Consider the following 26876-nt stretch of genomic DNA (forward strand, 5'->3'; position numbering starts at 1 on the left):
GTTCTGCCGAATCGTATTCGGCCGGTCACCGGAGGTGAGGATTCCGTCGTCACCCCGGGTGATGACAGGCGGCCCGGTGGTCGCCCTCCGCCCCGGCTCCCGCTCCGGCCCCCGCCCGGTCGCCGTCGAGGCCCGGGCGCTCCTGCTCGCAGCGCGCCCGGGCCGTGGCGTCCGCGAGCCCGGCGTAGAGCGGGCAGCGGGTGCGGAACGGGCAGCCGGTGCGGCGCTCGGTGGGGGAGGGCGGGTCGCCGGCCAGCAGGATGCGGTCGCGGGCCCGTTCGGCGGCGGAGAGCAGCGCCCGGGTGTACGGGTGGCGGGGCCGTTCGAAGACGCTGGTGACCGGGCCCTGCTCGACCGTCCGGCCGAGGTACATCACGCTGACCCGGTCGGCGAGGTGCCGGATCACCGAGAGGTCGTGCGAGACGAACAGGTAGGACAGCCCGAGTTCGGCCTTGAGCGACTGGAGCAGGTTGAGCACCCCGGCCTGGATCGAGACGTCCAGGGCGGAGACCGGTTCGTCCAGCACCAGCAGTTTGGGCCGGACGGCGAGGGCCCGGGCGATGGAGATCCGCTGGCGCTGCCCGCCGGAGAACTGGTGCGGGTAGCGGACCGCGTGGTCCGGGTCGAGCCCGACCTGGCGGAGCAGCTCGGGCACCCGGCGGGCGACCTCCTCGCGCGGGGCGTGCTGGGCGCGCAGCGGCTCGGCGACGATGTCGCCGACCGGCATCCGGGGGTCGAGGCTGGCCATCGGGTCCTGGAAGACGATCTGCAGTTCGGAGCGGAGCCGCTGGGCCTCGGCCCGGGTGAGCCGGGCGGTGTCGTGGCCGAGCAGCTCGATCCGGCCGGTCTCCGGGGCGTCCAGGCTCAGCAGCTCGAACAGCGTGGTGGACTTGCCCGAGCCGGACTCCCCGACCAGGCCGAGGGTCTCGCCCTGGCGCAGGTCCAGGTCGACGCCGTCCACCGCGTAGACCTCGCCGACCCTCCGCTTGAACACCGTGCCCTTGAGCAGCGGGAAGGTCTTGCCCAGCCCGGTCACCGAGAGCACCTGCGGCCGGGCCGAGCGGTCCCCGGCGGCGGGCCCCGGGGGCAGCTCCGGCACGGGGTACACCTCGCTCGGCGCGGGCCGCCGCTCGGCCAGCTCCGCCGACCGCACGCACGCGGCCAGGTGGCCGTCCGGGCCCGCCGGTCCGGCCTCGGTGCCCACCAGCTCGGGCTCGGCCGTCGAGCAGCGCTCCTCCGCGAGCGGGCAGCGCGCGGCGAACGGGCAGCCGGGCGGCAGTTCGGCCATCGGTGCCGGGGCGCCGGGGATCGGCACCAGCGGGCCGCCGCGCCCGTCCAGCCGGGGCAGCGCGCCGATCAGTCCGAGGGTGTACGGGTGGCGCGGCGCCGCGAACAGCTCGTCCACCCCGGCGGTCTCGACCACCCGGCCCGCGTACATCACGGCGACCCGGTCGGCCGCCCCGGCGATCACCCCGAGGTCGTGGCTGACCAGGACGAGCGCCGCGCCGGTCTCCTGCCGGGCGGTGCGCAGCACGTCGAGCACCTGGGCCTGGATGGTGACGTCCAACGCGGTGGTGGGCTCGTCGGCGAGCAGGATGTCGGGCTGGTTGGCGATGGCCATGGCGATCATGGCGCGCTGGCGCATGCCGCCGGAGAACTCGTGGGGGAAGCTGTCCAGGGCCCGGTCGGGCGCCGGGATGCCGACCAGGTCGAGGAGTTCGGCGGCCCGGCGGCGGGCGGTGGCCCGGTCGACCGGCTGGTGGATCCGGACGGCCTCGGCGATCTGGTCGCCGATCCGGTAGACCGGGGTGAAGGCGGACAGCGGGTCCTGGAACACCATGGCGACCCGGCGGCCGCGGATCGCGGCGAGTTCCCTGCCGGGCAGGCCGACCAGTTCCCGGCCGTCCAGCCGCACCGAGCCCGCGATCCGGGCGGTGCCCGGCAGCAGCCCGAGCACGGACAGCGCGGTGACGGACTTCCCGGAGCCGGACTCGCCGACGATGCCGAGGGTCTCGCCGCGGCGCAGGGTGAGGTCCACCCCGCGTACGGCGGGCACCGGTCCGTGCGGGCCGGCGAAGTCCACCCGCAGGTCCCGGACGGCGAGCAGCGGGGTCTCGACGGCGGTGGTCACTTCTGCTTCCGCGGTGCTCACTTCTGCTTCCTCCGAAGGCGGCGGGTACGGCGCGGCGCGCCCCCGGCGGTGGGGTCGAGGGCGTCGCGGAGCCCGTCCCCGACCAGGTTGACGGCGAGCACGAACAGCACCAGCAGTCCGGCCGCGAAGTAGAACATCCAGGGGAACACCGGGGCCTCGCCGGTTCCGGCGGCGAGCAGGGTGCCGAGCGAGACGTCCGGCGGCCGGACGCCGAAGCCGAAGTAGGAGAGGGCGGTCTCGCTCATCACCGCGCCGCCGACCGCGATGGTGGCGTCGACGATGAGGAAGGAGGCGACGTTCGGCAGGATGTGCCGGGTGATGATCCGCAGCGGCCGGACGCCCATGAACCGTGCGGCGCGGACGAATTCGCGCTCGCGCAGGGAGACGGTCATCGAGCGGACCACCCGGGCGGTGATCATCCAGTTGAACAGGGCGAGCAGCAGCACGAAGGCGATCCAGCCGCTGCTGCGCAGCCGGGGCGAGACCACGGTGATGATCAGGAAGCTGGGGAAGACCAGCATGAGGTCGACCAGGAACATCAGCGCCCGGTCGGTCCAGCCGCCGAAGTAGCCGGCGCAGGCGCCGACCAGGGAGGCCAGCGCGGTGGAGAAGAGCGCCACCAGCAGGCCGATGATCAGTGACTTCTGCAGTCCGCGGACGGTCTGGGCGAACACGTCCTGGCCGACCCCGTTGGTGCCGAACCAGTGGGCGCCGGAGGGGGGTTGGTGCAGGGCGGTGAAGTCGGGGGCGGCGTAGTCCCAGGGCGTCAGGTACGGCCCGCCGAAGGCGAGGACGAACAGCAGCAGGATCAGCACGGCCCCGGCCACGGCGCCGCGGGCGGCGAGCAGGCGGGCCAGGACGAGCCGGCCCCGTCCGCCGGCCCGGGGAGTGCCGGCGGGGGCGGAGGCGTGCGCGGGTCCGTGCGCGGGGTCGGGGGTCGGGGTGTCGGCGGTGGCGGCGACGGTCATCTCGGCTTCCTCCGGTCAGGACCGCACGCGCGGGTCGAGGGCGGCGTGCAGGGTGTCGGCGAGGAAGCCGGAGGCGAGCACGACGGCGGCGGTGAACAGGTTGATCGCCACCACGGAGTTGACGTCCTGTTCGTTGATCGACTGGATCAGCCACTCGCCCATGCCGTGCCAGCCGAAGATGGTCTCGGTGAAGATCGCGCCGGTGAAGATGCCCAGGAAGCTGTAGGCGAACATCGTCGACATGGGGATCACGGCGGTGCGCAGTCCGTGCTTGAGCAGGGCCCGGCGCCGGGTGAGGCCCTTGGCCTCGGCGGTGCGCAGGTAGTCGGAGCCGAGCACGTCGAGCATGGTGCCGCGCTGGTAGCGGCTGTAGGTGGCGAGGCCGCCGAGGGCGAGCGAGACGGTGGGCAGCAGCAGGTGCAGGGCCCAGTCGGCGAGGTGGGTGCCGAGGCCGCCGGCCAGTCCGGGGGTCTCGTAGCCGGTGAACGGGACGACGTCGTGGCCGGCCGCGTCCTTGGCGGCGATCGCGCCGTTCTTGAGCAGGAGGGCGACCAGGAAGACCGGGGTGGAGAGCAGGACGAAGGACAGCACGGTGAGCACCCGGTCGGAGATCCGGTACTGGCGCACGGCGCTCCAGGCCCCGGCGGCGACGCCGAGGACGGTGCCGAGCAGGCTGCCGATCAGCAGCAGGCGCAGCGAGACCCAGACCCGGCGGCCGAAGTCGTCGTTGACCGGGGTGTCGTGGATGGTCCGGCCGAGGTCGCCGTGGAGCAGGCCGCCGGCCCAGTGGCCGAAGCGTTCGACGACCGGGGTGTGGTCGTTCAGGTTGAGCGCGGTGAGCTGGCGTTCGACCGATTCGGCGGCCGGGCGCGGCACCTTGGCGTCGAAGTAGGTGCGCGGTTGCAGGGCGCCGGCGGATATCGCGTAGGCCAGGAACACGGCGGCGAGCAGCAGCGCCGCGTAGTAGCTCAGCCGTTTCGACAGGTAGCGGAGCATCAGCGGCGGCCCGGGGCGGGGGCGGGGGCGACGCGTCTGGTGGGCATCGGGGGTGGCCTTCGGTCGGAGCCCGGTCAGGGCGTCAGGTGGCAGGGAGAGTGGGGGAGTTGGGGAACGCGCAGGTCGCAGTCTGGCACCGGGGTACGGCTGCGATGTTGCGGCGGGATTTCCCTGTGTGACTTTTTGATCAGGCGTCCGCTCCTCCCCCTGGTGGCGGATCTGATCCGCTGTTACGTTCCTCTGGCTCGGTGCCGGATTGAGTGCCCACGCTCAAGCCCGGTCATGCCTCGTACGCCCCAACTCGTGTCACGAACCGGACGAACCCGACCCGTGACGCCCGCCCGACGCCTGCCACCGATCCCAGGGGGACCCTCATGGACGCTTCCAGCACCGCCCGTCGCCTCGGCCGGGCGACCGCCCTCGCCGTCGCCGTCGTGCTGGCGGCCACCGCGTGCACCTCGGGCGGGGGCGGTTCGGGCGCGGACGTGGCGAAGAGCGCGCCGCCGAGACAGGACTCCCAGGACATCAACGCCAAGCCGCTGGACCAGATCAAGGACGGCGGCGAGGTGCGGTTCCAGCTGGACCAGTGGATCGCCCAGTGGAACCCGCTCCAGGTGGACGGCGGTTCGTACACCGACACGGTGAGCCTGATTCGTGCCGTGGAGCCGACGCTGTTCAGCACCGACGCCTCCGGCACCTTCCAGCCGAACGCGAACTACCTGGTGGACGCCAAGGTCACCTCGACCTCGCCGCAGGTGGTCACCTACAAGCTGAACCCCAAGGCCAAGTGGTCGGACGGCAAACCGCTCAGCTACCTGGACTTCAAGGCGGACTGGCAGACCAGCAACGGCAAGGACCCGGCGTACAACATCGCCGACCCGTCCGGCTACGAGCTCATCTCCGCGGTCGAGCAGGGCGCCGATCCGACCGAGGTGAAGGTGACCTTCGCCCAGCCGTACGCGGACTGGCAGGGCCTGTTCCGCCCGCTCATCCCGGCGGCGGCGATCTCGACCCCGGACGACTTCAACAAGGCCTGGGTGGAGAAGATCCCGATCACCGCGGGCGCGTTCAAGATCGGGACGGCCGACAAGACCGCGCAGACCCTCACCCTCGTCCCGGACCCGGCCTGGTGGGGGACCAGGCCCAAGCTGGACCGGATCACCTTCCGGGTGATGGACAAGTCGGCGAGCATCCAGGCCTACCTGAACAACGAGATCGACCTCGCCGCGGCCAGCACCGCCGCCGCGTACGGGCAGCTCAAGAACGCCAAGGACTCCGTGATCCGGGCCGCCAGCCCGTGGGACGAGGTGCACATCTCCTTCGGCGGCAACGGCGCGCTGGCGGACCAGAAGGTCCGCCAGGCGCTCGGCAGGGCGCTCGACCGCTCGGCGCTGATCAAGATCGCCAACAACGGGGTGCCGGTCGAGTTCAAGCCGCTCGGCAACCACATCATCATGCCCAACCAGGTCGGGTACCAGGACAACTCCGGCGAGTGGGCCAGGTTCGACCTGGCCGCCGCCAAGAAGGAGCTGGACGACGCGGGCTGGAAGGAGGCCGGCAGCGGTCAGCCGCGCACCAAGGACGGCAAGCCGCTGGAACTGCACTGGGTGCTCAGCGACGGCACCGTGCAGGCGCAGCTCGACCTCGCCACCGCGGCGGCGGCGATGTGGCAGGCGGCCGGGGTCAAGGTCGACCTGGACAAGGTGGCCGCCAACGACTTCTTCTCCAAGTACGTGACCCCGGGCAAGTTCGACCTCGCGAGCTGGCGCAACACCGACTCCTTCCCGAACTCCAAGAGCCTGGCCAACTTCCGCCTGCCGGTGGGCGACAACTCCTTCCAGAACCCGTCCCGCCTGGGCAGCCAGGAGATCGACGACCTGTTGAAGAAGGCGGCCGGGACGGTCGACCCGGCGGAGGCCGCGAAGCTCTACAACCAGGCTGACGCGAAGATCTGGGAGCTCGGCCACACCGTCGAGCTCTACCAGCGGCCCGCCGTGGTGGCGACCCGCAAGGGGCTCGCCAACTACGGGGCCTTCGGCCTCGCCCAGGAGGACTACACCAAGGTCGGCTGGGAGAAGTGACCCGGGCCGTCGCGGTGGCGACGGCGACCGCACGGCAGGCGCTGGCGAGCAGCGCGGTGATCACGAGGCCGGTGGTGCGGACACGGGTGGGCCGGCTACGCCGCCCCCGCTGTCCTGCCACCGGCCTTGACCTTCCGCGTTGCCCGCAGGCCGCCCGTGTCGTGGGGCCCCGCGAGGGGCCCGTGCTCGCTTCCAACCGGGGACGAATCTAGCGGGGCCGCCGGGCCGGTCGCGGCGCAGCGCGCGGGGCGCGCCCGGAAACCCGCCGCGCTGTCACCCACTTCGCGCACCGGGGCGTCAACTCTCGCTGACGGCAAGGAGAAAAGGGGCATACACGGGCATCGTGCCCGGGTTCGAACGGAGTTGCCGCACCGGCGCACGCGCCCGCGCCGGTGCGTGCGTCGGACCCCGGCCACTGCCAGGATGCGCGGGACGGCGGGCCCAGCCGGGCCGCCCCCGCCCCGCCCCGACCCCCGGAGCAGCACCGATGGCCAGTGACCACGCCGCCGAGGCACCCCGAGCGCAGCACGTCGACCCGCCCCCGGTGCGCCGGATGGTCCCGCGCGACCGCGCCGAGCCGCACCGGGTCGCCACCCCGCTGGAACTCTTCTTCGACCTCTGCTTCGTGGTCGCGGTCGGCCAGGCCGGTCGGGAACTCGCCCACTCCCTGGCCGCCGGGCACTACGGCGAGGGCCTGCGCGGCTACACGATGGTCTTCTTCGCCATCTGGTGGGCCTGGATGAACTTCACCTGGTTCGCCTCCGCGTACGACTGCGACGACGTGCCGTACCGGGTCACCACCCTGGTGCAGATCGCCGGGGTGCTGATCCTGGCCGCCGGGGTGCCGAGGATGTTCGAGACCCAGGACCTGACACTGGGGATCACCGGCTACGTGGTGATGCGCCTGGCGATGGTCACCCAGTGGCTGCGCGCGGCGTCCGGCGAACAGGGTGAGGCCCGCCGGGTCGCGCTGCGCTACGCGGCGGGGATCACGCTGTGCCAGCTCGGCTGGGTGGTGGTGCTGCTGCTGCCGGACGCCGCCCGGCCGGTGGTCATCCCGATCGGCGTGCTGTGCGAGCTCGCCGTGCCGGTGGTCGCCGAGCTGCGGGCGCAGACCTCCTGGCACCCGCACCACATCGCCGAGCGGTACGGGCTGTTCACCCTGATCGTGCTCGGTGAGACGGTGGCCGCCGCGACGGTGGCGGTGCAGTCGGCGGTGGACGAGCACGAGGGGCTGGGCCGGCTGGTGCCGGTGGCGGTCGGCGGGCTGCTGATCTGCTTCGCGGCCTGGTGGATCTACTTCGCCCGGCCGGTCCACGACCACCTGCGCTCCAACCGGCAGGCCTTCGCCTGGGGGTACGGGCACTACCTGGTGTTCGGCTCGGCGGCGGCGATCGGCACCGGGCTGGAGGTGGCGGTGGAGTCGGCCGTGCACAAGGCGGAGATCTCCGAGACGGCCGCCACCGCGACGGTCACCGTGCCGACGGCGGTCTACCTGGTGACCGTCTGGTACCTGCACTCCCGGCACACCAAGCGCGGGCCGGTCGCGCAGTCGATCGCGCCGCTCGGGGCGGCGCTGGTGCTGGCCTGCACCGCGCTCGGCGGCCCGGGGGTGCTGGCCGCGGGCCTGGTGTGCGCGCTGATGGTCGCGGTGGGGGTGCTGGTCCACAGCCGGGAGGGCCGGGAGGACCGGCGGGCGCAGGTCTAGACCCGTTCCAGCAGGAAGGGCTCGTGCCGGGCCAGCCAGTCCAGGTAGGCCGGGTTGACCTTGGCCAGGTCCAGGTAGGCGGCGCGCAGTTCACCGTAGAGCGCGTCCAGGGCGGGCTGGCTGAGCACCCGGGGGCGCCAGGTGAACAGCAGCCGGACGGCCAGCGGGTCCCCGTGCACCGGGCGGACCACCGTGCCGGGCCCGGGCAGCGAGGTCGGCTGGCAGGGGCGGACGGCCTCGCCGGAGGCGACCAGCTCGGCGGCGGTGGCGTTGTCCCGCACCTGCACCACCCGGGGGTTGAGCCCGGCCTCGCTGAACACCCGGCGCATCGCGGCGTACTCGTGGTCGGCGGTCGGGTCGACCATCCAGGTGTCCTCGGCGAGGTCGGCGAGGTGGACCACCGGCCGGGCGGCGGCCGGGTGCCCGGCGGCGAGCGCGACGAACTGCGGCTCGCGGGCCATCAGCACCCGGTGCTCGGCGTCCGGCGGGACCCGCAGCGGGAAGCCCTCGCTCTCGTACACGAAGGCCACGTCCAGCTGGTCGGAGGCGACCATCCGCAGCAGCGCGCTGGCGGAGATGTCGACGTGGATGGTGGTGTCGGTGTCCGGCAGCCGCTCGTGCACCCGGCGCAGCCAGGCGGCGACGGCCCGGCTGCCGACGCTGCCGATCCGCAGCCGGCGCTGCCGGCCGGGCCCCGCGGTGTCGCGGGCCTCCTGCCGGGCGGCGGCGACCAGGGCGGCCATCTCGCTGATCACCGGCCGGGCCCGGGACAGCACCGAGTGGCCGAGCGCGGTGGGCCGGCTGCCGGTCTGCTCGCGGGTGAACAGGGTTCCGCCGATGGCCCGTTCGATGCGGTGCAGCTGGGTGGTGAGGGAGGGCTGGGTCATGCCGAGTTGGAGCGCGGCCTTGCGGAGGCTGCCGGTGTCGGCAATCGCGCACAGCACCCGGAGGTGTCTCACGTCGAGCTCCACGACGGGAGCATAGACGTCACCGAGCCACATCGCCAAGGACATGACAGAAAATCAAGTGTGCAGCGACTGGCCGCGCGACGGACCGCACAGCGGATCGCGCGGCGGATCCCGGCACCCCCGGCACCGGTATGCGGCCGGACTATCGCCGGTTGACATCATCCGCGACGGGCCCGGACGGGTCGAAGCTCGGGGACACCGCACCGCCCCGGCCCCGGCCGGGACGGCCCCCACCGCGCGCCGCCACCGTACGGCCGGCCCCCACCGGCCCCGGCGGGCCGGCGCGCCCCGGAATCCGGAGCCCCCACATGAAGCGATCCGTGCTGTCCGCGACCCTGGGCCTGGCCCTCGCCGGCGCCCTGGTCCTGCCCGCCACCGCCGTCGCCGCGCCCGCCGCCCCGGCCGTCCACGGCCACACCACGTCGAGGTACGCCGGTTCGGCCGAGGAGGCCGCGAACAACCAGGCGTTCTTCCGGGCCGTGATGGCCTCCGTCGCGGCCAAGCGGGCCGCCGACCCCGGCCTGACCACCGTCACCGTCACCTACGACGCCTCCAACGCCCCCTCCTTCGCCGGCGACATCGCCAACGCCGCGCAGATCTGGAACGGCTCGGTGCACAACGTCCAGCTCCAGGAGGCGAGCGGCGGCACCGGCGACTTCTCGTACAACGAGGGCGACGACCCGAACGGCTCGTACGCCAGCACCGACGGACACGGGCACGGCTACATCTTCATCGACCACCAGCAGGCCCAGCAGTACTACTCGCTCCGGATCGTCGCCCACGAGACGGGGCACGTGCTCGGCCTGCCCGACGACTACTCCGGTCCGTGCAGCGAACTGATGTCGGGCCACGGCCCCGGTACGTCCTGCACCAACGCGCACCCCGACGCCAACGAGAGCGCGCAGGTCGACTCGCTCTGGGCGAACGGCGTGGCGGCGGCCAACTGACCTGCCCGGCAGGTGAATCGGGTGCGGCGGCCCGCCCGGCCGGAAACGGGCGGCCCGCCGCATGGGTACTTCCCCGCCTCGGAGCCTAGCCGCCCCCGGAACGGAATGCCAGGGGCATGGCTAGGTCAAGACGAGGAAAAGACGGCCCGAATCCGGCGGGGGCCGGGGGTATTGGACCGGGCTATCGGTGGTTGACATCATCCGCCGGGCCGCCGGGCTGCCCGAAGCTCTGGGGACACCCGGTCGCCAGGTGCCCCCCGAGCCGGCCCCCAACCCGGCTGCGGCACCCGGGACCGGAACCCCCCACTTCCAGGACCCCTTCAGGAGCCCCCACATGAAGCGATCCGTGCTGTCCGCGACCCTCGGCCTCGCCCTCGCGGCGGGCCTCGCCGTGCTGCCCACCACCGCGGCCGCCGCCGCCCCGGCCGCCCCGGCCGTCCAGGGCTACACCGCGTCGACGTACGCCGGTTCGGCCCAGGAGGCGGCCGACAACCAGGCGTTCTTCCAGGCCGTGATGGCCTCCGCCAAGGCCAAGCAGGCCGCGAGCCCGGGCCTGGCCACCGTCGTGGTCACCTACGACGCCAGCTCCGCGCCGTCCTTCCGCAACCAGATAGCCAACGCCGCGCAGATCTGGAACGGCTCGGTCGGCAACGTCCGGCTGCAGGCAGGCTCCAACGCCGACTTCGCCTACTACGAGGGCAACGACAGCCGCGGCTCCTACGCCAGCACCGACGGCCACGGGCGCGGCTACGTCTTCCTCGACTACCAGCAGAACCGGCAGTACAACTCGGTCCGGGTGACGGCGCACGAGACCGGGCACGTGCTCGGCCTGCCGGACCACTACTCCGGCCCGTGCAGCGAGCTGATGTCGGGCGGCGGCCCCGGCACCTCCTGCACCAACCCGTACCCGAACAGCGCCGAGCGCAGCCGGGTCAACTCGCTCTGGGCCCGCGGCTGACAACACCCGTGAGCGCCCCGGCCCGGCCGCGTCCGCAGCGGCCGGGCCGGGGCGTCGCCGCAGGCGGGTGCGGCGGGTGTGGCCGGACTGTCGGTGCCGCGTGCGAGCATGCGGGCGAGACCCGTTCGCCCGCGATCCGAGAGGCGCCCCCGCCATGCCCCGTTCCGTCCCCGAGCAGCTCGCCGACCTCCCGTACGCCGAGCTGCTGCGCCCGCACACCGGCCCGCTGCGCAGCGACGAGCGGTACGACACCGCGCACTTCGACGGCGGTCAGCGCACCGACGAGTCGGGTGCCGGGGCGGCCTTCCTGGAGTGCGCCTTCACCGGGGTCGCGCTCAGCGGGGTCAAGCTGCGCCAGGCCCGGTTCAACGAGGTCTGGGTGCAGGCCGGCCGCTGGGTGGCCTGCGACCTGAGCGAGACCGAGTGGCAGGACAGCTCCTTCGTCGGCGGCGTGCTGGCCGGGATCGCCGGGTACGGCTCGGCGCTGCGCCGGGTGGTGTTCCGCGGCTGCAAGCTGGAGGCGGTCAACCTGCGTGCGGCCGTGCTGCGGGACGTGGTGTTCGAGGACTGCCTGCTGCGCGACGTGGACTTCGGCGAGGCGAAGCTGACCGGGGTGTCCTTCCCCGGCTCGACGCTGGAGGAGGTGCGGCTGCGCGGGGCCGTGCTGAGCAAGGTGGACCTGCGCCGGGCCGCCCGGCTCGGACTGGTGGACGGCCACCAGGGGCTGCGTGGGGCGGTCATCAGCTCGCCCCAACTGCTGGAGCTGGCGCCGCAGTTCGCCCAGGCGCTGGGGATCGAGGTGAAGGACCGCTGAGCCGCCCGCGCCCTCCCCGGCGCTCCGGGAACGCCCTCCTCGGCACTCCTGGAACCTCCTCGACCGATCAGCCTGGCGTTCAGCCCGGCGTCGCTCGGTGACCCACGGGCGAACAGTCCGACAAACCTGCTGCGCGCATCTGGTGGCCCGCTCCGGTGGCGGTGGAGACTGCTCCGCGATCGATGGCCCCCGAGTTGTGTACACAACATCGCCAGTGAAGGGACGGACCGGACTGATGGCCGAGTTGAGTCGTAGAAAGTTCGTCACGCTGTCCGGCGCCGCCGCGGCAGGCCTCGCGGTGGCCGGCGCCGGCGCCGGGGCCGAGGACGCCGCGGCCGCCTCCAGCACCACGCTCAGCACCACCGGCACCATCACCGACGTGCAGCACGTGGTGATCCTGATGCAGGAGAACCGCAGCTTCGACCACTACTTCGGCACCCTCAAGGGCGTCCGCGGCTTCGCCGACCGGGCCGCCATCCAGATCTCCGGCGGCTACAGCGTCTTCAACCAGCCGAACGGGCTGTTCGCCCGCCAGTACCCGTGGGCCTTCAACCCCTCCGGCGCGAGCGGCTCCCCGGAGACCCAGGCGCAGTGCAACGGCGACCTCTCGCACGCCTGGTCCGACCAGCACAAGGCCTGGAACGGCGGCAAGATGGACTCCTGGGTGTCCGCCAAGGGCACCGTCCGCACCCTCGGCCACCTCCAGCGCGGCGACATCCCGTTCCACTACGCGCTGGCCGACAACTGGACCATCTGCGACGCCTACCACTGCTCGGTGCTGAGCGCGACCGGCCCCAACCGCACCTACCACTGGAGCGGGACGATCGACCCGGCCGGCACCGCCGGCGGCCCCGCCTACGACGGCGGCTCCGAGTCCAACCTGCGCTGGCAGACCTACGCCGAGGCGCTGGAGGCCGCCGGCGTCAGCTGGAAGGTCTACCAGAACGCCGCCGACAACTTCGGCGACAACGCCCTCGCCTACTTCAGCCAGTTCACCGGCGCCGCGGCCGGCAGCCCGCTGGCCGTCAAGGGCATGGGCTCGGTGCCCAAGGTCACCGGCCGGACCCCGGACGACATCGCCGCCGCGATCCGCTCCGACGTGCTGAACGGCACCCTGCCGCAGGTCTCCTGGATCGTCGCCGACCAGCAGTCCTCCGAGCACCCCTACGCCACGCCCGAGGACGGCGCGCACTTCGTCCACCTGGTCATGGACTCCCTGAACGCGGACCCCAACGTGTTCAACTCCACCGTCCTGCTGATCAACTACGACGAGAACGACGGCTTCTTCGACCACGTCCCGCCGCCGGCCGCGCCCGCGGGCACCGCGGGGGAGTTCTACAACTCCACCAACATCGGCCTCGGCTTCCGCGTCCCGCTGATCGCCGTCTCCCCGTGGACCCGCGGCGGCTGGGTCAACTCCGAGACCTTCGACCACACCTCGGTGCTGCGCTTCCTGGAGGTGTGGACCGCCGCCCTCGGCACGCCCGCCACCAGCCCCAACATCAGCGCCTGGCGCCGCCAGGTCTGCGGCGACCTCACCTCGGTCTTCGACTTCGCCAACCCGGTGTACGGCCTGCCCGCACTGCCCGACACCTCGCAGACCATCGGCCTGGCCACCTGCGGCCCGCTGCCCAACCCCTCACCCGCCGACAACGCGCTGCCCGCCCAGGAGCCCGGCACCCGCCCGGCCCGCGCCCTGCCGTACCAGCCCAACGCCAACCTGGACCGCCTGGAGTTCGGCTCGGGCGGGGTGATGAAGGTCTGGATCGCGATGGCGAACACGGGCACCGCGGCCGTGAACTCCGCGCACTTCGCGGCCTACGCCAACGCCTACCGCAGCGGCGGGCCCTGGCAGTACACCGTCGCCCCGGGCGGCAGCACCAGCGACTTCTTCAACTGCGGCACCAACTTCGGCGGCGGCCCGTACGACCTCACCGTGGTCGGCCCCAACCGCTTCCTGCGCCGCTTCAAGGGCGACGCCACCAAGGCGGGCAAGAACGCGGCCGTCACCGCCTCCTACGCGGTCGAGCCGGGCAGCGGCAAGCTCGCCGTCTACTTCAAGCTGGCCAACTCCGGCACCGCCCCGATGACCTTCACCATCACCTCCACCAACTACCGCACGGACGGGCCCTGGACGTACCGGGTCCCGGCCGGCGGCAGCGTCAGCGACTTCTTCAACGCGGTCGCCTACAACAACGGCTGGTACGACTTCACCGTCACGGTGGACGCCGACAGCAGCTGGTCGCAGCGCTTCACCGGCCACCTGGAGACGGGCGCGCCCAGCGTCAGCGGCTGACCGTCCCGGTCGGACCGTCCCGGTTCACGCGTACGGGCCCCGGGGGAACCACGGATCGTGGACCTCCCGGGGCCCGGACGGCGTCAGCAGGGTGACGGTGAGCGGCCCGGCCGCGTACTCGGCGAGGTGCACCGCGCCGTAGCGGGTCTCCAGCTCGGCCTGCACCGGCACCGGCAGCTTGCTCAGCGCCCGCCGCAGCTGCAGCGCGTCCCGCCGGCTGACCGGGTGCGGGGTGCGCAGCACCAGGCGCAGCGGGCTGAGCGGTCCGGCCACCGGGACGCCGGTGCCCAGCTCGTAGCCGACCGCGCCGATCGGGCCCCAGGCCAGCCGGTGGTCCGCGACCAGCCGGCCGACCTCCGGCAGCAGGGCCAGCGCCGGGACACCGGTGACCCGCTCGGGGTCCAGCAGTCCCTGCCGGCCGACCAGCTGCTCGGGCCGCAGGGTCCGGGCCACCGCGGCCCAGGGCGCGAGGGCGTCCAGTCGCTGTCCGGGGCGCGGGCCGCGGACGGTGACCGGGATCCAGTGCTCGGGGGCGGCCTGCCGGCCCCGGGTGCAGCGCCGCGGGCGCGGGACGTCCACCGGGGCGTCGGCCGGCGAGGGCGCCCGGCCGACGGTGACCCACGGGTGCGCCCGCAGCACGGCCCGGGCCCAGTCCGGCAGCTCGCCGCCGGCCAGTGGGCGCAGCGAGCTCGGGCACTGCATCAGCAGCAGGTCGTGGGGGCCGGGCAGCCGTCCGTCCAGCGCGGCCAGCGCGCCGACCCGGCGGCGCGGTCCGTCGTGCAGTTCCTCGGTCGAGTTCCTCACACCGCCACCCTCCGCCCGTCCCGCGCCGCCCGGCTACGGCCCTTGGGCGCGTCGGGCCGGGACCAAAGGCTCAACGTGCGACCGCCGACTCCCGGTGTGAGAGTGGGGGACAGCCCGGTAATCCGTTCGGAGGAGGAGTCATGGGCATCCTCGACAGGATCTTCCACAGGGGCCACGAGGCCGGTGGCGCGGAGGCCGCCGAGCGCGCCGCGCTCGCCCACGACGAGGCCGCCGACGCGTACAGCGACGAGGTCGAACGGAGCAGGCAGACGCAGGAGCGGACGGCCGCCCAGGAGGAGGCCGACCGGCGCGCCGCCGAGAACATGACGGCCGAGGGCGACCCCTGGGACTGAGCCCGGACGGGCCCGCCGCCGTCAGCGCTCCCGCGGCGGCAGCGGCGGGCGCCGCAGGTCGGGCCGGGGCGTGGACTCCGGCGGGGGCGCCGCGGCCGGGGCGTCCTCCAGCAGGTCCAGGGCCAGTTGGACGGCGGTGACCAGCTCCGGGTGGCGCCCCCGCGCCCAGTCCCGCGGGGTGCGCAGCACGTGCACGTCCGGCTCGACGCCCCGGTTCTCCACCGACCAGCCGAGCCCGCCGCTGAACCAGGAGGCGTTCTTCGGCACCGAGATCTGGGTGCCGTCGCCCAGGGTGTGCCGCCCGGTCATCCCGACCACTCCGCCCCAGGTCCGGTTGCCGATCACCGGGCCGAGGCCGAGCAGCTTGATCGCCGCGATGATCACGTCCCCGTCCGAGCTGGTGGCCTCGTCCGCGAGTGCCACCAGGGGGCCGCGCAGGGCGTGCCGGGGCCAGCGGACGGGCTGGCGGTCGCGGCTGAAGTCCCAGGCGAGGACGTGCCGGGTGAGCTTCTCCAGGACGAGTTCGGAGACGTTGCCGCCGGCGTTGCCGCGTACGTCGAGGACCAGCGCGGGCTTGTCCAGTTCGCGCCGCAGGTCCCGGTTGAACTGCGCCCAGCCGGAGCCGCCGAGGTCCGGGATGTGCAGGTAGCCGCACCGGCCGTCGCTGAACTCCCGTACCAGGGAACGGCGTTTGGCCACCCAGTCCTGGTAGCGGACGGCCCGTTCGTCGGTCAGCGGGGTGACGGTGATCCGCCGCACCGGGCCGTCCGGGCCGCTGCGCAGGGCGAGTTCGACGGTGGTGCCGCCGGTACCGGCCAGCAGCGGCAGCGGGCCGCGCACCGGGTCCACCGGGCGGCCGCCGACCTCCAGCAGTTCGTCGCCGTCCCGGACGCCCTGGGCGGCCAGCGGGGCGCGGGCACGCGGGTCGGAGGACTCGCCGGGCAGCACCCGGTCGACCAGCCAGCGGCCGTCGGGGGCGCGGTGGGCGTTGGCGCCGAGCAGGCCGAGCGGCTGCTGGGCGAGGCCGGGGCCCTCGGCGCGCCGGGAGGGGGTGACGTAGGCGTGCGAGGTGCCGAGCTCGCCGAGGAGTTCGCGCAGCAGGTCGGCGAAGTCGTCGGGTGAGCAGACGCGGTCCAGCAGCGGTTCGTACTGGGCGACCAGCGCGGGCCAGTCCAGGCCGGACATCCGCTCGTCCCAGAACTGGTCCCGGACGATCCGGGCCGCCTCGTGGTACGCCTGGCGCCACTCGGCGGCCGGGTGCACGGTGTGGGTGATCCGGCGCAGGTCGACGGCGGTCCCGGCGGAGGGGGCGGCGACCGGGATCACCCGCAGCGTCCCGGCCGAGTAGACCGCGATCGAGCCGCCGTCCCCGGAGACGGCGTAGCCGTCCAGCTTGTCGACCAGGGTGCTGCGGGTGCCCCGGGCCAGGTCGAAGTGCTCCAGGGAGGGGCGGCCGGAGGTGTCGTCGGGGTTGGCGAAGGTCTGCCCGAGGGTGCCGGAGATCGGCCAGCGCAGCCAGACCAGGCCACCGCGCACCGCGTCGGTGGCCGAGTACTTGGAGGCGATCACCGGGAACTGGAGCAGCCGCTCGCCGATGCCCGCCGGGTCGACCCGGACGGTGCCGTCGCCGTCCCCGCGCGGGGCGGCCTCCTCGGCGGGCGCGGCGAACGGGGAGGGGGTGTCGGCGGCGAGCGGGACGAGGTACGGGCGGCAGCCGACCGGGAAGGAGAGGTCGCCGGTGTGCACGTCGTGGACGGGGTCGAAGCCGCGCCAGGACAGGAAGGCCAGGTAGCGGCCGTCCCGGGTGAACACCGGTTGCTCGTCCTCGAACCGGCCGTCGGTGACGTCGGTGGTCGGGGCGGGGGCGTCGGTGCGGGTGAGCCGGATCCGGCGCAGCGAGCGCCCGGCGGCCGGCTGGGACCAGGCGACCCAGTGCGAGTCGGGGGAGAACCGGGCGCCGGTGACCGGCCCGTGCTCGGAGGCGGCCAGTTCGCGCACCGCGCCGTCCTCGGCGGAGACCAGCAGCAGCCGGCCGTCCGAGGTGGTGGCGGCGAGCCGGGAGCCGTCGGGGGCGGCGGTGAGCTCCAGGACCCGGCCGAGCCGGCCGGCGGCGAGCACCCGGTGGCGGTGGGCCGTCGTCTCCTGGTGCGACGCCGTCTCCTGGTGGCCCGGCAGCGGCATCACCTCGATCGCGTCGGCGCCCTCGGCGTCGGTGATCCAGGCCGCCTCGCCGGTGTGCCCGAGCACCACCGGCAGCCGGGTGCGCACCCCGGGGGTGTCGGCGAGCGCCCGGGCCGGGCCGTCCTTGTGGGTGAGCCAGTACTGGCTGCCGCGCACGGTGATCACCCCGGCCCGGCCGGTCCGGTCGCAGGCGAGGTCCTTGACCTGGGAGGCCGCACTGACCTGGTACGGGCGGCGGCCGGCCCGGGCGCCGCCGAGCGGCACCCGCAGCCGGTGCGGGGCGGGGGCGTCCAGGCCGTCCAGCAGCCAGAGGTCGCCGGCGTGCTGGTAGACGATCCGGGTGCCGTCGGTGGCGGCCTCGCGGGCGTAGTAGGAGGCGTGGTCGGAGTGCCGGCGCAGGTCGGTGCCGTCGGGGCGGCAGGAGTAGAGGTTGCCGATGCCCTCGTGGTCGGAGAGGAAGGCGATCCGGTCGCCGACCGGCATGGGGGAGGCGAGGTGGCCGGTGTGCCCGGGGAGGATCGGCTCGCCGTCCACCCAGAGCCGGCCGGTCGCGCCGCCGCGGTAGCGCTTCCAGGCGGCGGGCTCGTGCGGGGCGGCGCCGGTGAGCAGGACGGTCCGGTCCCGGCTGAGCTGGGCGTCGCCGACCGGCCCCCAGGGCATCCGGCGGCCGGGGGAGCCGTCGGGCGGCAGGGCGTGCGCCCAGGTGTAGTGGCCGAAGGGCTCGTGGAAGGAGGTGACGGCCAGCACCTCGCCGTCCGGCAGCCAGCCGCGCACCCGGGTGTCCTGGCTGCCCCAGTGGCTGAGCCGGCGGGTCTCGCCGCCCTCGACCGGGGCGGTCCACACCTCGGGGGTCAGGCCGAGCCAGCTGGTCCAGGCGAGGGTGGTGCCGTCGGGGGAGAAGCGGGGGTGGCTGACCCGGGTGCGGTCGCAGCCGACCCGCCAGGCCCGGCCGGTGGCGGCGCCCCCGGGTTCCAGCGGGGCGATCCAGACGTCGTCCTCGGCGGTGAAGGTGAGCAGGCTGCCGTGCAGGTGGGGGTGGCGGAGGTAGCCGGGCGGGGTCACTCCTCCATCCTTCGACGGGGTGTCACCCGCGGCAACCGGAGACCACCCTCCCGCACCGGTCTGGACCATTGACAGCGCACTGCCGGATCCATTTCAGTGGTCTAGTCCAACTTGGGTGCCAGGCCGGGCCGTTCCCCCCACTGGCGCGTGCTCCGGCGTGCCCTCGGACGTCCCCCACGACCGTGCCACCGCAGGAGCACCCGCATGCGCAGAACCCTGAGAAACGGCCTCGCCGCCGGCACCGCCTCCGCCCTCGCCGCGGCCACCCTGGTCGGCGTCACCCTCGGCCTGGCACCCGCCGCCTCGGCCGGCGAGTTCCTGGTCAACGGCGGCTTCGAATCCGGCTCGCTCGGCCCCTGGAGCTGCACCGGCAACTCCGGCAGCGTCGTCACCAGCCCGGTGCACGGCGGCAGCCACGCGCTCGCCGCCGCGGCCACCGCGGGCGACACCGCCCAGTGCGCCCAGACCGTCGCCGTCGCACCGAACACCACGTACACGCTCAGTGCCTGGGTCAACGGCTCCTACGTCTACCTGGGCGTCGACGGCGGCGGCCCCAGCACCTGGACGCCCGGCACCGGCGGCGGCTACCAGAAGCTCAGCCTCGGCTTCACCACCGGTGCCAACCAGACCACCGCCACCGTGTACACCCACGGCTGGTACGGACAGGGCACCTACTACGCGGACGACGTCTCGCTGGACGGCCCGGGCGCGCCCAGCCCGACGCCGACACCCACTCCGACTCCGACCCCGACGCCCACGCCCACGCCCACGTCCACGCCGACCGGGACCCCGACGTCCACGCCGACCGGGACCCCGACGGGCACGCCCACCGGGACCCCGACCGGGACCCCCGCCGGCAACCACACCCTGGTCGGCTACCTGCACGCCAGCTTCGCCAACGGCGCGGGCTACACCCGGATGGCCGACGTCCCCAACTCCTGGGACATCATCGACCTCTCCTTCGGCGAGCCCACCTCCCCGACCTCCGGCGACATCCGCTTCAACCGCTGCTCGGCCACCGACTGCCCGACCGTCGAGTCCGACGCCGACTTCAAGGCCGCCATCGCCGCCAAGCGCGCCCAGGGCAAGAAGGTGCTGATCTCGATCGGCGGCCAGAACGGCCAGGTCCAGCTGACCACCACCGCCGCCCGGGACACCTTCGTCAGCTCGGTCTCGGCCATCATCGACAGGTGGGGCCTGGACGGACTGGACATCGACTTCGAGGGCCACTCGCTCTCCCTCGACACCGGCGACACCGACTTCAAGAACCCGAAGAGCGCGGTCGTCGTCAACCTGATCTCGGCGCTCAAGACCCTCAAGGCCAAGTACGGCCCGGGCTTCGTGCTGACCATGGCGCCGGAGACCTTCTTCGTCCAACTCGGCTACCAGTACTACGGATCCGGCCCTTGGGGCGGTCAGGACCCGCGCGCCGGGGCGTACCTGCCGGTGATCTACGCGCTGCGCGACGACCTCACCCTGCTGCACGTCCAGGACTACAACTCCGGCTCCGTCATGGGCCTGGACAACCAGTACCACTCGATGGGCGGCGCCGACTTCCACGTCGCGATGACCGACCTGCTGCTCAGCGGCTTCCCGGTGGCGGGCAACACCAACAACGTGTTCCCGCCGCTGCCCGCCTCGAAGGTCGCCATCGGCATGCCGGCCACCACCAACGCGGGCAACGGCTACGTCGCCCCGGCCGAGGTGGACAAGGCCCTGGACTGCCTCACCAAGCTGGCCAACTGTGGCACGTACGTGCCGCGTTCGGGCGCCCAGCCGAAGCTGGCCGGGCTGATGACCTGGTCGGTCAACTGGGACCAGTTCGGCGGCCGGGAGTTCTCCAAGAACTTCGACGCCTACTTCGGCCGCTGACCGGAGGCGGGGTCCGCACCCGTCGGGCGCGGACCCCGCGCGGCGCCGTCAGGCCGTCAGCAGCCGCTTCGCCCCCTCCACCACCGCCGGGGAGGCCTTGGCGAGGGAGCCCGCGGCGTACGGCGGCTGCGGGTCGTACTCGATGAGCAGCTGGATCGCCTGGGCGGTCCCGTCCCCGGCGATCAGGCCGGTCAGCCGCAGCGCGAGGTCGATCCCGGCCGAGACCCCGGCCGCGGTCGCGTACTTGCCGTCGACCACGATCCGCTCGGTGCCGGTGGGCTCCGCCCCGAACCGGGTCAGGCCGTCCAGCACGCCCCAGTGGCTGGTGGCCCGGCGGCCCTCCAGCAGGCCGGCGGCGGCGAGGATCAGCGAGCCGGAGCAGACCGAGGTGGTCCAGGTGGTGGTCGCGTCCACCCGGCGCACCCATTCGAGCACCGCCGGGTCCGTCAGCTGCGCCTCCGTCCCGGGCCCGCCGGGGACCAGCAGCACGTCGGCGGAGTCCACCTCGTCCAGGGTGGCGTCCGCGGTCAGCGCCAGGGTCATGTCGGAGCGGACCGGGCCGGGCTTCGCGGCGGTGAACACCACCTCGGCCCCGGGGATCCGGGACAGCACCTCGTACGGGCCGACCGCGTCCAGGGCGGTGAAGTCGTCGTAGAGCAGGAACGCGATGCGCATCAGTGACCTCCATCGGGCTGTGGACCGCCGGCCGGTGGACCGTCGGGCCGGGAACGGAAGCGGCGGCGGTACTCGGCGGGCGGGGCGGCCACGGTCCGGACGAAGGCGCGCCGCATCGCCTCCGGGGTGCCGTAGCCGCAGGAGCGCGCGATCGCCTCGACGCCGTCGTCGGTGTCCTCCAGCAGCCGCCGGGCGGCCTCCAGCCGGACCCCGTCCACGTACCGGCCCGGGGTCACCCCTACCTCGGCGGCGAAGGCCCGGGCGAAGTGCCGCGGCGACAGCGCCGACCGCCGGGCCAGCTCCTCCACCGAGAGGTCCGCCCCGGGGTGCTCGGCGATCCACTGCTGCACCTCGCGCAGCGGCTGCCGGGCCGCCACCTGGGCGGCCAGCTGGGTGCTGAACTGGGCCTGGTTGCCCGGCCGGCGCAGGAAGACCACCAGGTGACGGGCGATCAGCAGCGCGGCGTCCCGGCCGTGGTCCTCCTCGACCAGGGCCAGCGCCAGGTCGATCCCGGCGGTGACCCCGGCCGAGGTGGCGACGTGCCCGTCCCGGACGTGGATCGGGTCCGGGTCGACCGCCACGTCGGGGAACCGGCGGGCCAGCTCCCCGCAGTACGCCCAGTGGGTGGTCGCCCGGCGCCCGGACAGCAGTCCCGCCTCGGCGAGCAGGAAGGCCCCGGTGCACACCGACACCACCCGCTCGGCCCGGTCGGCCAGCTCCCGGATCCGCGCCACCAGCGCGCCGTCCGGGTGCTCGAAGTCCACCCCGCCGGGGACCAGCAGCGTGTGCACCGGCCCGACCTCGGCGAGGTCGGCGTCCGGCAGCAGCCGCAGCCCGCTGGAGCTGCGCACCGGCCGGCCGCCGGCGGAGGCGGTGGTCACCCGGTAGGCGCCCGGCTGCCCGGCGGCCGCGCCCGCCCCCGCGAACACCTCCAGGGGGCCGGTCACGTCCAGGCTCTGCACGTCGTCGTAGAGGACGACGACCACGCTGCGCGCTCTCATGCGGCCAGCCTGTCACCGGCCCGCGACGGCAGCAATGACCGGTTTCCCACCTTTCCTGCCACGGGGCGCGCGGGTACGCCGGAACGCCGAGAGGCCCCTTGCTCTCGCAAGGGGCCTCTCGGCTGTCTGTGCGCCGCCAGGGACTCGAACCCCGGACCCGCTGATTAAGAGTCAGCTGCTCTAACCAACTGAGCTAGCGGCGCCTGCTGACGTGGAGAACATTACCTGGTCAGCGGCCGAAACACACAATCGGCCCGGAGGCCCTCAGGCGGTCAGCACCACCTTGCCGCGGACGTGCCCGGTGGCGACCAGCCGGTGCGCCTCGGCGGCCTTCTCCAGCGGCAGCGTCTCGGCGATCTCCAGCCGCAGCCCGCCCGCCTCCCACAGCCGGACCAGCTCGGCCAGCCGCTCGGCGGTGCGCGGCCCGCGCAGCCCCCGGACGCCCAGCCGCTCGGCCTCCGGGTAGTCGACCACGGTGCCGATCCGGTCCCGGTCGGCGACCAGCTCGACGGAGGCGGCCAGCGCGCCCCGCCCGGCCGCGTCGAAGGCCGCGTCCACCCCCTGCGGCGCGACCGCCCGGACCCGCTCGACCAGCCCCTCGCCGTACGCGACCGGGATCGCGCCCAGTCCGCGCAGGTAGGCGTGGTTGCGCTCGCTCGCGGTGCCGACCACGGTGGCGCCCAGCGCGCGGGCGAGCTGGACGGCGACGGTGCCCACCCCGCCGGAGGCGCCGTGCACCAGCACGGTCTCCCCGGGGCCGACCCCGAGCAGGTCGAGCGCCACGTGCGCGGTCTGCCCGGAGGCGGAGAGCGCGCCGGCCTGCTCCCAGGGCATCCCGGCGGGCTTGGCCACCAACTGGCCGGCGTCCACCGTGACCAGCTCGGCCTGGCAGCCCAGCACCCGGAAGCCCAGCACCTCGTCGCCGACCCGCCACGGCCCGGCGCCCGGCCCGAGCCGGTCCACCACCCCGGCGAACTCGTTGCCCAGGACGAACGGCTCCGCGGCCACCAGCCCCGGCGGGCGGAAGCCCTCCCGGATCGCGAGGTCCACCGGCTGGACCGCGGCGGCGTACACCCGCACCCGGACCTCTCCCGGGCCGGGTTCCGGGTCCGCCACCCCGGTGACCCGCAGGACCTCGGGACCGCCGGACCTCGGTACGGTGACCGCCTTCATGGGGTGCTCCTCTCGCCGGCACTGGCCGATCCGCTGCTCGAACGTCCCGATCCTCGGATGTGAAGTGCGCTTGAGGTCAAGGGTCCGTCCGGCGTGTCCCCGCGAATGGGCGCATTGTCAGATTTATCCTGGGCGGCGCTCAGCCGTCCGTCGCCGAACCGTCGCCGAACCGTCGTCGAGAGGAACCTCCCCGTGGGCCAGCTGCCCCTGTTCTTCCTGGTGCTGCTCGCCTCCGTGGTGACCATGCCACTCGCCCGCAAGACGGGCGTGCCGCAACCGGTCCTGATGACCCTGCTCGGCATCGTCATGGCGATCGTCCCGCAGATCCCGGACGTCAAGATCGAGCCCGAGCTGATCCTCCCGCTGGTCCTGCCGCCGCTGATCTTCGCCGTCGCCCGGCGCTCCAGCGTCCGCTACTTCAAGGCCAACGCCCGCTCGATCCTGCTGCTGGCCGTCGCCCTGGTGGTGGTCACCACCGTCGCGGTGGCCGGCACCGTGCACTGGCTGCTGCCCGCGCTGCCGCTCGCCGCCGCGATCGCGGTCGGCGCGCTGGTCTCCCCGCCCGACCCGGTGGCCGCCGTCGCGGTGGCCGGCAGCATCGGCCTGCCGCGCCGGCTGGTGGCGATCCTGGAGAGCGAGGGCCTGTTCAACGACGTCACCGCGATCGTCGTCTACTCGCTCGCCATCGAGGCCGTGGTCAGCGGCGACTTCTCGGTCGGCCACGCGGCGCTGCGCTTCGTGCTGTCCGCCGTGCTCGCGGTGGTCGTCGGCGTGGTGCTGGGCTGGGTGAACGCCAAGCTCGCCGACCGCCTGGACGACCCGACCCAGCAGGTCGCGCTCAACCTGCTGGTGCCCTTCGCCGCCTACACCGTCGCGGAGGAGATCCACGGCTCCGGCGTGCTCGCCGTGGTGATCTGCGCGCTCTACCTCGCCGAGCGGGCCTCCGACGCGGACGCCGTCGCCTACCGGCTGGTCGGCAACGCCTTCTGGGAGGTGGTCGAGATCCTGATCACCGGCGTCGCCTTCGGCCTGATCGGCCTGGAGCTGGCCACCGTGCTCAAGGAGGCCGGCCGCGGCTGGACCGGCTTCCTCGGCGACGCCGCGGTGGTCATCGCGGTCGTGGTGGCGGTCCGGCTGCTCTGGCTGCTGCCGGCCGGCTGGCTGTCGAAGAAGCTGCGCAAGAACAACGAGGAGGACACCCCGTTCAGCTGGAGGGAGAGCGTGGTGCTCTGGTGGTCCGGCATGCGCGGGGTGGCCACCGTCGCCCTGGCCCTGGCCATCCCGCTCACCCTGCACTCCGGCGCCGACTTCCCGGAGCGCGGCCGACTGGTGTTCATCGCGTTCAGCGTGGTGCTGTTCACCCTGCTGGTGCAGGGCCTGACCCTGCCCTGGCTGGCCAAGCGGCTCCAGCTGGACATCGACCAGGACGCGCACGAACAGGCTGTGCGCCGGCTGTGGTGGCGCGCCGCCAAGGCCGGGCTGGAGCGGCTCGGCGAACTGGAGGAGCAGGACAGGCTGCCGGCCGAGGTCGCCGACCGGCTGCGGGACCGTCAGCACGACCGGCTGGCCCGGCTCTGCCCGGAGAACTACGCCGAGGAGGAGGCCGCCGAGGCGAAGCAGCGGATCGCCCAGTGGCGGGCCGCCGCCGAGGTCGAGCAGGAGATGATCGCCGCCTCCCGCCGCGAGATGCTGGTCGCCCGCAGCGAACTCGGCGCCGACCCGGAGCTGGTGGACCACGTGCTGCGCGGACTGGACCTGCGCTCCGAGCGGAAGTGAACGCACCGCGAGCGGCGGGTGCAACGGAAGTGACGGGCAGTCCGGCCGCCCGGCGGCACGGCCCCCGACCGGCCGGAATGTGCACCACCCCCGCCGGAGTTGCATAGGCTGAACCCGGGCAGGCCGTCAACGGAGTCGGCGCACCACCCGTACCGCCGCAACCTCGCGAAGCCGCTCGACGACGACCGGCCCCACGCCTGGCCCTGCCGGTTTCTGCACCCAGATGAATCGAGGACCCACCGATGTCGGAGACCCGCGCCGACGCCCGCACCCCGCTCGACCGCACCCCGCAGTGGGCCGCCCTGGCCAAGCACCGGGCCGAGCTGGGCGAGACCCACCTGCGCGAGCTGTTCGCCGCCGACCCCGAGCGCGGCCGCACCCACACGCTCCAGGTCGGCGACCTGCACGTGGACTACGCCAAGCACCTGGTCACCGACGAGACGCTGGAGCTGCTGCGCGAGCTCGCCGCCGCCACCGGCGTCGCCGAGCTGCGGGACGCCATGTTCCGCGGCGAGAAGATCAACATCACCGAGCAGCGGGCCGTCCTGCACACCGCGCTGCGCGCCCCGCGCGGCGCCGTCGTCGAGGTGGACGGCGTGAACGTCGTCCCCGCGGTGCACGCCGTCCTGGACAAGATGGCCGCCTTCGCCGACCGGGTCCGCAGCGGCGAGTGGAAGGGCCACACCGGCAAGCCCATCCGCACCGTGGTCAACATCGGCATCGGCGGCTCCGACCTCGGCCCGGCGATGGCCTACGAGGTGCTGCGCTCCTTCGGCAGGCGCGACCTGGCGGTCCGCTTCGTCTCCAACGTGGACGGCGCCGACCTGCACGAGGCGGTCCGGGACCTCGACCCGGCCGAGACGCTGTTCATCGTGGCCTCGAAGACCTTCACCACCATCGAGACCATCACCAACGCGATCTCCGCCCGCGGCTGGCTGCTCGACGGCCTTGGCGCCGGCACCGAGGCGGTGGCCAAGCACTTCGTCGCGCTGTCCACCAACGCCCAGGGCGTGCAGGACTTCGGCATCGACACGGCCAACATGTTCGAGTTCTGGGACTGGGTCGGCGGCCGCTACTCCTACGACTCGGCGATCGGCCTCTCGCTGATGATCGCCATCGGCCCGGACGCCTTCCGCGAGATGCTGGACGGCTTCCACCTGGTCGACGAGCACTTCCGCACCGCCGCGCCGGAGCAGAACGTCCCGCTGCTGCTCGGCCTGCTGGGCGTCTGGTACGGCGCGTTCTTCGACGCCCAGGCGCACGCGGTGCTGCCGTACTCGCACTACCTGTCCAAGTTCACCGCCTACCTCCAGCAGCTGGACATGGAGTCCAACGGCAAGTCGGTGACCCGCGACGGCACCCCGGTCGGCTGGCAGACCGGCCCGGTGGTCTGGGGCACCCCCGGCACCAACGGCCAGCACGCCTACTACCAGCTGCTGCACCAGGGCACCAAGGTGGTCCCGGCCGACTTCATCGGCTTCGCCCGCCCCGTCGCCGACCTGCCCGACCGCCTGGCCGCCCAGCACGACCTGCTGCTGGCCAACTTCTTCGCCCAGACCCAGGCGCTGGCCTTCGGCAAGACCCCGGAGGAGGTCGCCGCCGAGGGCGTGCCGGCCGAGCTCGTCCCGCACAAGACCTTCAAGGGCAACCACCCGACCACCAGCATCCTGGCCGCCGAGCTGACCCCGTCGGTGCTCGGCCAGCTGGTCGCGCTGTACGAGCACAAGGTGTTCGTCCAGGGCGCGATCTGGAACATCGACTCCTTCGACCAGTGGGGCGTCGAGCTGGGCAAGGTGCTCGCCAAGCGGATCGAGCCGGTGCTGCTCACCGGTGAGGGCGGCGGGCAGCTGGACAGCTCCACCGCCGCGCTGGTGGCTCGCTACCGCGCGCTGCGCGGCCGCTGAGCGCGGGACCGGGCCGTCCGCTCCGGCGGGCGGCCCGGCTCTCCCCGTCCAGGCTCACGGGGTGGAAACGCCGGAAGGCCCCGTGCTCTCGGAAGGGGGCTTCCCGCTGTCTGTGCGCCGCCAGGGACTACAACCCCGGCCCCCCTGAGTAACAGTCAGCAGCGCTGACCAACTGAGCTAGCGGCGC

The 26876-nt window shown here is 73.7% G+C and carries 19 protein-coding genes and 2 tRNA genes; 10 read left to right on the plus strand and 11 right to left on the minus strand.

The window, feature by feature from the left end; translation table 11 throughout:
- Nucleotides 1–49: 49 nt before the first annotated feature.
- Genes ACFXPX_RS35730 through ACFXPX_RS35740 form a run of 3 tightly spaced genes read right to left on the minus strand, consistent with a single transcriptional unit; the run spans nt 50 to nt 4116 of the window.
- Nucleotides 50–2152 carry a dipeptide ABC transporter ATP-binding protein gene (locus tag ACFXPX_RS35730; protein ID WP_380644532.1) on the minus strand — a complete coding sequence of 701 codons (2103 nt, stop codon included), beginning with the start codon at nt 2150–2152 and terminating at the stop codon, nt 50–52.
- Nucleotides 2149–3120, minus strand: coding sequence for an ABC transporter permease (locus ACFXPX_RS35735; protein WP_380644533.1), 972 nt, complete (start codon nt 3118–3120; stop codon nt 2149–2151). The genes ACFXPX_RS35730 and ACFXPX_RS35735 overlap by 4 nt, the downstream gene beginning before the upstream one ends.
- Nucleotides 3121–3135: 15 nt before the next feature.
- The gene (locus ACFXPX_RS35740) at nt 3136–4116 is read right to left on the minus strand and encodes an ABC transporter permease (protein ID WP_380644534.1); all 981 of its coding nucleotides are present in this window, start codon (nt 4114–4116) and stop codon (nt 3136–3138) included.
- Between the two features lie 374 nt (nt 4117–4490).
- Between ACFXPX_RS35740 and ACFXPX_RS35745 the strand changes: the two genes are divergently transcribed.
- Nucleotides 4491–6197: an ABC transporter family substrate-binding protein gene (locus ACFXPX_RS35745; RefSeq protein WP_380644535.1), complete on the plus strand. Its 1707-nt coding sequence runs from the start codon at nt 4491–4493 to the stop codon at nt 6195–6197.
- Between the two features lie 487 nt (nt 6198–6684).
- Nucleotides 6685–7905 (plus strand): low temperature requirement protein A, encoded by a 1221-nt coding sequence (locus ACFXPX_RS35750; RefSeq protein WP_380644536.1) that lies wholly within the window; start codon nt 6685–6687, stop codon nt 7903–7905.
- On the opposite strand, the gene ACFXPX_RS35755 is transcribed toward ACFXPX_RS35750, so the two are convergent.
- Nucleotides 7902–8906: a LysR family transcriptional regulator gene (locus ACFXPX_RS35755; protein WP_375883472.1), complete on the minus strand. Its 1005-nt coding sequence runs from the start codon at nt 8904–8906 to the stop codon at nt 7902–7904. The two genes, ACFXPX_RS35750 and ACFXPX_RS35755, sit on opposite strands and share 4 nt — an antisense overlap.
- 275 nt (nt 8907–9181) lie before the next feature.
- Here ACFXPX_RS35755 and snpA (ACFXPX_RS35760) point away from each other — a divergent pair, with 275 nt between their 5' ends.
- From snpA (ACFXPX_RS35760) to ACFXPX_RS35775, 4 genes are all read left to right on the plus strand, one after another.
- Nucleotides 9182–9820, plus strand: a complete 639-nt coding sequence (gene snpA, locus ACFXPX_RS35760) for a snapalysin (protein ID WP_380529794.1) — start codon at nt 9182–9184, stop codon at nt 9818–9820.
- 334 nt (nt 9821–10154) lie between these two features.
- On the plus strand, nt 10155–10778 hold the full coding sequence (gene snpA / locus ACFXPX_RS35765) for a snapalysin (protein WP_380529793.1): 624 nt from the start codon (nt 10155–10157) through the stop codon (nt 10776–10778).
- Nucleotides 10779–10932: 154 nt separating this feature from the next.
- Nucleotides 10933–11592 carry a pentapeptide repeat-containing protein gene (locus ACFXPX_RS35770; RefSeq protein WP_380644537.1) on the plus strand — a complete coding sequence of 220 codons (660 nt, stop codon included), beginning with the start codon at nt 10933–10935 and terminating at the stop codon, nt 11590–11592.
- A gap of 235 nt (nt 11593–11827) precedes the next feature.
- Entirely contained in the window at nt 11828–13888 is a 2061-nt protein-coding gene (locus ACFXPX_RS35775) for a phosphocholine-specific phospholipase C (RefSeq protein ID WP_380644538.1), read from the plus strand.
- A gap of 24 nt (nt 13889–13912) precedes the next feature.
- Here ACFXPX_RS35775 and ACFXPX_RS35780 read toward each other — a convergent pair whose 3' ends face one another.
- Nucleotides 13913–14692, minus strand: a complete 780-nt coding sequence (locus ACFXPX_RS35780; protein WP_380529789.1) for a phosphoribosyl-dephospho-CoA transferase MdcG domain-containing protein — start codon at nt 14690–14692, stop codon at nt 13913–13915.
- Between the two features lie 140 nt (nt 14693–14832).
- Between ACFXPX_RS35780 and ACFXPX_RS35785 the strand changes: the two genes are divergently transcribed.
- On the plus strand, nt 14833–15045 hold the full coding sequence (locus ACFXPX_RS35785) for a hypothetical protein (protein ID WP_375883320.1): 213 nt from the start codon (nt 14833–14835) through the stop codon (nt 15043–15045).
- Nucleotides 15046–15066: 21 nt separating this feature from the next.
- Here the strand turns inward: ACFXPX_RS35785 and ACFXPX_RS35790 are convergent, their stop codons facing one another.
- Nucleotides 15067–18288 carry a S41 family peptidase gene (locus tag ACFXPX_RS35790; RefSeq protein WP_380644539.1) on the minus strand — a complete coding sequence of 1074 codons (3222 nt, stop codon included), beginning with the start codon at nt 18286–18288 and terminating at the stop codon, nt 15067–15069.
- Between the two features lie 204 nt (nt 18289–18492).
- Here ACFXPX_RS35790 and ACFXPX_RS35795 point away from each other — a divergent pair, with 204 nt between their 5' ends.
- Entirely contained in the window at nt 18493–20160 is a 1668-nt protein-coding gene (locus ACFXPX_RS35795; RefSeq protein WP_380644540.1) for a chitinase, read from the plus strand.
- A gap of 48 nt (nt 20161–20208) precedes the next feature.
- Here ACFXPX_RS35795 and ACFXPX_RS35800 read toward each other — a convergent pair whose 3' ends face one another.
- The 4 genes from ACFXPX_RS35800 to ACFXPX_RS35815 form a co-directional block, all read right to left on the minus strand.
- Nucleotides 20209–20835, minus strand: coding sequence for a DJ-1/PfpI family protein (locus ACFXPX_RS35800; protein WP_380644541.1), 627 nt, complete (start codon nt 20833–20835; stop codon nt 20209–20211).
- Nucleotides 20835–21836 carry a GlxA family transcriptional regulator gene (locus ACFXPX_RS35805; RefSeq protein ID WP_380644542.1) on the minus strand — a complete coding sequence of 334 codons (1002 nt, stop codon included), beginning with the start codon at nt 21834–21836 and terminating at the stop codon, nt 20835–20837. The genes ACFXPX_RS35800 and ACFXPX_RS35805 overlap by 1 nt, the downstream gene beginning before the upstream one ends.
- Nucleotides 21837–21965: 129 nt before the next feature.
- Nucleotides 21966–22039 (minus strand) — tRNA-Lys (locus ACFXPX_RS35810).
- Nucleotides 22040–22100: 61 nt separating this feature from the next.
- Complete coding sequence (locus ACFXPX_RS35815; RefSeq protein WP_375883332.1) at nt 22101–23009, minus strand: NADP-dependent oxidoreductase; 909 nt, start codon at nt 23007–23009, stop codon at nt 22101–22103.
- Between the two features lie 192 nt (nt 23010–23201).
- Here ACFXPX_RS35815 and ACFXPX_RS35820 point away from each other — a divergent pair, with 192 nt between their 5' ends.
- A complete protein-coding gene (locus tag ACFXPX_RS35820; RefSeq protein ID WP_375883333.1) occupies nt 23202–24785 on the plus strand; it encodes a Na+/H+ antiporter in 1584 nt (527 codons plus the stop codon).
- Nucleotides 24786–25027: 242 nt separating this feature from the next.
- The gene (gene pgi, locus ACFXPX_RS35825; RefSeq protein WP_380644543.1) at nt 25028–26689 is read left to right on the plus strand and encodes a glucose-6-phosphate isomerase; all 1662 of its coding nucleotides are present in this window, start codon (nt 25028–25030) and stop codon (nt 26687–26689) included.
- Nucleotides 26690–26802: 113 nt separating this feature from the next.
- Here the strand turns inward: pgi and ACFXPX_RS35830 are convergent.
- Nucleotides 26803–26876 (minus strand) — tRNA-Asn (locus ACFXPX_RS35830).

This window comes from Kitasatospora sp. NPDC059146, from assembly GCF_042786665.1.
GTDB lineage: Bacteria > Actinomycetota > Actinomycetes > Streptomycetales > Streptomycetaceae > Kitasatospora.